The following is a 3,210-nucleotide window of genomic DNA, read 5'->3' as shown; positions in this document are numbered from 1 at the left end:
TCTTTAATCTCAGCCCCAGCTAGGTAGCGAGTCTCTCTAGAACCAGGCACATTAGATAAGACAGCGGAGGTTTTGTTACCAAAACTTTCCAATAGGGTTTTCTGAACATTTTTAGGCAGCATGCCTGCCGCATAAAGAATGCCGTAGGACAAAGCTGGTTGAAGAGACTGTTTCAAAGAAATCATGTCATGCTTAATCTTGCAGACTCTCTCCAGCGGATTCTCGATCCCAACAGGCAAAGCCACAAAAACCGTTCCGAAGCAGTTACCCAGGTCGTCAGGGTTACCAGCCATATCCACTTTGCTTTCAGGGCGAATATTGACAGGCAAGGTCACGTGAACCTGCTTGCCATCGAGTTCTTCACCTGCAAGCAGCAACTCCTCGCGAAAGGCACCCGCAACACAAGAAATCAACAAGTCATTAATCTTACAGCCAACCACCTTGGAAATACCGTAAAACTTATCAAAGCTTATCGGCTCAGACCAGGCACAGGTTTTGCGAACACCTAACTTACCCTTCAAGACACGCTTAGGGTCTGGTGCCATCGTCGCCAACTGAGCTAGTTCTGCCGCTGCTTTAACTCCATCACCAACAAGCTCTCTAAGTGCTTCTTTATCGCGTAATACCTGAATACCTTCAGAAGAGACTTTCCTAGCCAATGAGGCATACCGATCTACACGAACTTTCGCAGTATCCACTACTTTCTGGTACCGGGGCCATTCGTAATTAATATCAGTAAGTGTCTCACTTTCTTCGGCCGCTACCTCGTCGTTATCCGCACATGAAGGTGAAAACGGTTTCACATTCGGCGCATCATCGGTAATCGAGTGAAAAACAGAAATCAAAGCTAGCCCGTCTGCATAGCTATGATGAACCCGCAGAATAATCGCATTACCCTGCTCATAGTTATCGACAAACAATAGCTGCCACAAAGGTTTGCTTGCATCCAGCGGTATGCTCGCCTGATCCGCAAGATAGCTCTGTAGAGCTTCTTTGTCTGCATTACCTGTTAGCGCAACACGTTTAACATGGTTATCAATATCGAAGTAAGGATCTTCCTGCCAATAATACTGCCCGGTCTTGAATACAGGGCAAGAAGTAAAGCGTGGAAAACGTAAGAAACGATTAATGATGGTATTTCTAAAATCATCAAAAGCCATACTCTCGGTAATGAGCATGGCATTTATAATCATCAGGTTGGTAGGAGAGTCCATACGCAACCAAGCTGTATCAGCACCTGTTAAAGGTTTTAATTTGCTGTTACTCATGCCTGACCCCAAATATTGTTTTTATGTAATGAGAACGACAGAACGATAGTGATTGCAAAGATAGCAGATATCTTGGCGAAACGGCACCAAGAAAGTAGTGTTATATCTGAGCAATATGACATTCAAGTTTCAATTGAAACCAAATGTTACATTTTTTAACACCGAAAAATAAGCCCATCTGCCATAATTATTTCATAGAGTTACAGACGCTTTTAAACTTAAGTTCTAAATAGCGCTCATTGTTTGACCAATTTAATATTCCATTGTTGCTCAAGCTGCGTATACTTATTGATAAATAATCTAACATTTGCACGGTTTCAGATACAAAGTGAAACCTAAGCAAAGCCATAGTCACAGGGCCTTCCAAGTGTGCAAACGCCGGAAAAGCCAGCTGCCAAATTTTAAGCGCAGCATGACTATTAGAGAGTTGGGAGAGTAAAATGCAAGCAATCCATGCGCGCAAACTGATAAAGCCGATCGAACAAAGCTATACCGAAATGTTTTCGGGCAAGGTCTTCACCGTCGGTAAAGGCGCGGTTAGCATTCGAAACCATAGCAGCCAAGCGAAACATACCGTTATTGGCGTTCACGGTTTTTTGGAAAATCATTGCTACTTTACGCAACTCTATAATGATTCTTCTACAGAATTGGTATTATTGACCTGCAGTAACTACCACGTTCCTGTTAGCGGCCCTATCCCAGAGCCAGCTGAGTGGGAAATACCTATTAAGTACCCTGAAGCGACCATTGAATACGATGCATGCGTCCTTAACCAGGCTCTCGAAAATTTACCGACAACTGAAAACATTCGTATTCACGGTCACTCTCGTGGCGGCGCCGTTATTCTCCAAGCGGTAAGCTTTCGACCAGAACTCTATAAGAATGTTGAGCTAATTCTCGAAGCGCCAGCCTTGCCTGGTGGTAAAACTCACCCACTAGTTTCAGCAATGCTGGAACCTGTCAGCCATGGTATGTGGCCCTGGGTTGTTCGTATGATTAATAGTACACCTTCATCGTCTTATGGACAAATGTTTTTTGGCAAGACCAATGAGCGCAAGAAACAACTGCTCAATAAGATGTTTAGTGCAACCAAAGACCATCTGACTATCGTGCGCAACATTGAGAACCTGTTTGCCTGGATGGATAAAGCTGACTATTCAGTTTATGAGCATGTTAAGCATGGCACCTTCCTAATCCCTAAACTAGATAGAATTCTTGACCGTGACTTAATGCTTGCCAGTGCCAAGCATAGCCCGAATGCCGTGAGAATTGTTGAAACTGATGCGATGAGCCATTTCGTATCACTGGACGACCCTAAATGGACACCGAGCCTTGACGACATGCCCACCGTTCTTAGCAACAAGCCCGCTCGTCCAACAATGAAACTCAACCCCGACCAGCAAAAGAAGCTACAATTATCTGCAGGCGTGTAGCACTTCTTAGCAGATAGTGACTCCGGCGTTGAGCCTTCAGCGCCCAAAACAGCCTTCAGCGCCAAAACAGCTCTCAACACCAGGCATTCAAAAATTCCACTCGATTCAGCGCCTGTCTTTCTATAGAATTCCAAACCTGTTCTATTGAGTATCAGGGATCCGCGATCACTATGAGCCGTGACAAGCTTCTTCACACCCATGCTTCTAGCCCTGCGGCCAAAAGGCTAAGAGAGGCAATGCTCAATTATCACGACTTCCAACAGCAATCAAAGCTCGACAATATCGACCACCACTTGGCAAAACTCGCTCACTGGCAAAGTGAGCGCTTAAAGTTCAGTCATCGCGATTTTTATCAATCAAGCGACTATCAAGACGGCTTATCCTTCCTGTTTACGGATTTATATTCAACCGAGGATTTCAGCGACCGCGATCGGGATCTTGAGCGAATATTTCCTAAAATGATCAAGCTTTTACCAAAAAAAATTCTTGAAACAGTGAGTCTTCTGGTA

General features: G+C 44.5%; 2 protein-coding genes and 1 pseudogene. 2 read left to right on the top strand and 1 reads right to left on the bottom strand.

The features are described from left to right. Nucleotides 1-1,268: wax ester/triacylglycerol synthase domain-containing protein (locus A3756_RS14410; protein ID WP_068553741.1), on the bottom strand; the 1,268-nt coding region annotated here is incomplete at its 3' end. A gap of 440 nt (nucleotides 1,269-1,708) precedes the next feature. Here A3756_RS14410 and A3756_RS14405 point away from each other — a divergent pair. Together A3756_RS14405 and A3756_RS14400 are read left to right on the top strand one after the other, a co-directional pair. Continuing rightward, the gene (locus A3756_RS14405) at nucleotides 1,709-2,701 is read left to right on the top strand and encodes an alpha/beta hydrolase (protein ID WP_068516739.1); all 993 of its coding nucleotides are present in this window, start codon (nucleotides 1,709-1,711) and stop codon (nucleotides 2,699-2,701) included. Between the two features lie 170 nt (nucleotides 2,702-2,871). Then, a pseudogene (locus A3756_RS14400) lies at nucleotides 2,872-3,210 on the top strand (hypothetical protein); the annotation flags it as partial.

Source organism: Oleiphilus sp. HI0086, assembly GCF_001635225.1.
The sequence above is the reverse complement of the archived record's forward strand: the minus strand, read 5'-3'. Positions and strand labels throughout refer to the sequence as shown.

Coding starts and splice junctions, on each gene's coding strand:
- A3756_RS14405 (WP_068516739.1), top strand. CDS start 1,709: ATGCAAGCAATCCATGCGCGCAAACTGATAAAGCCGATCGAACAAAGC.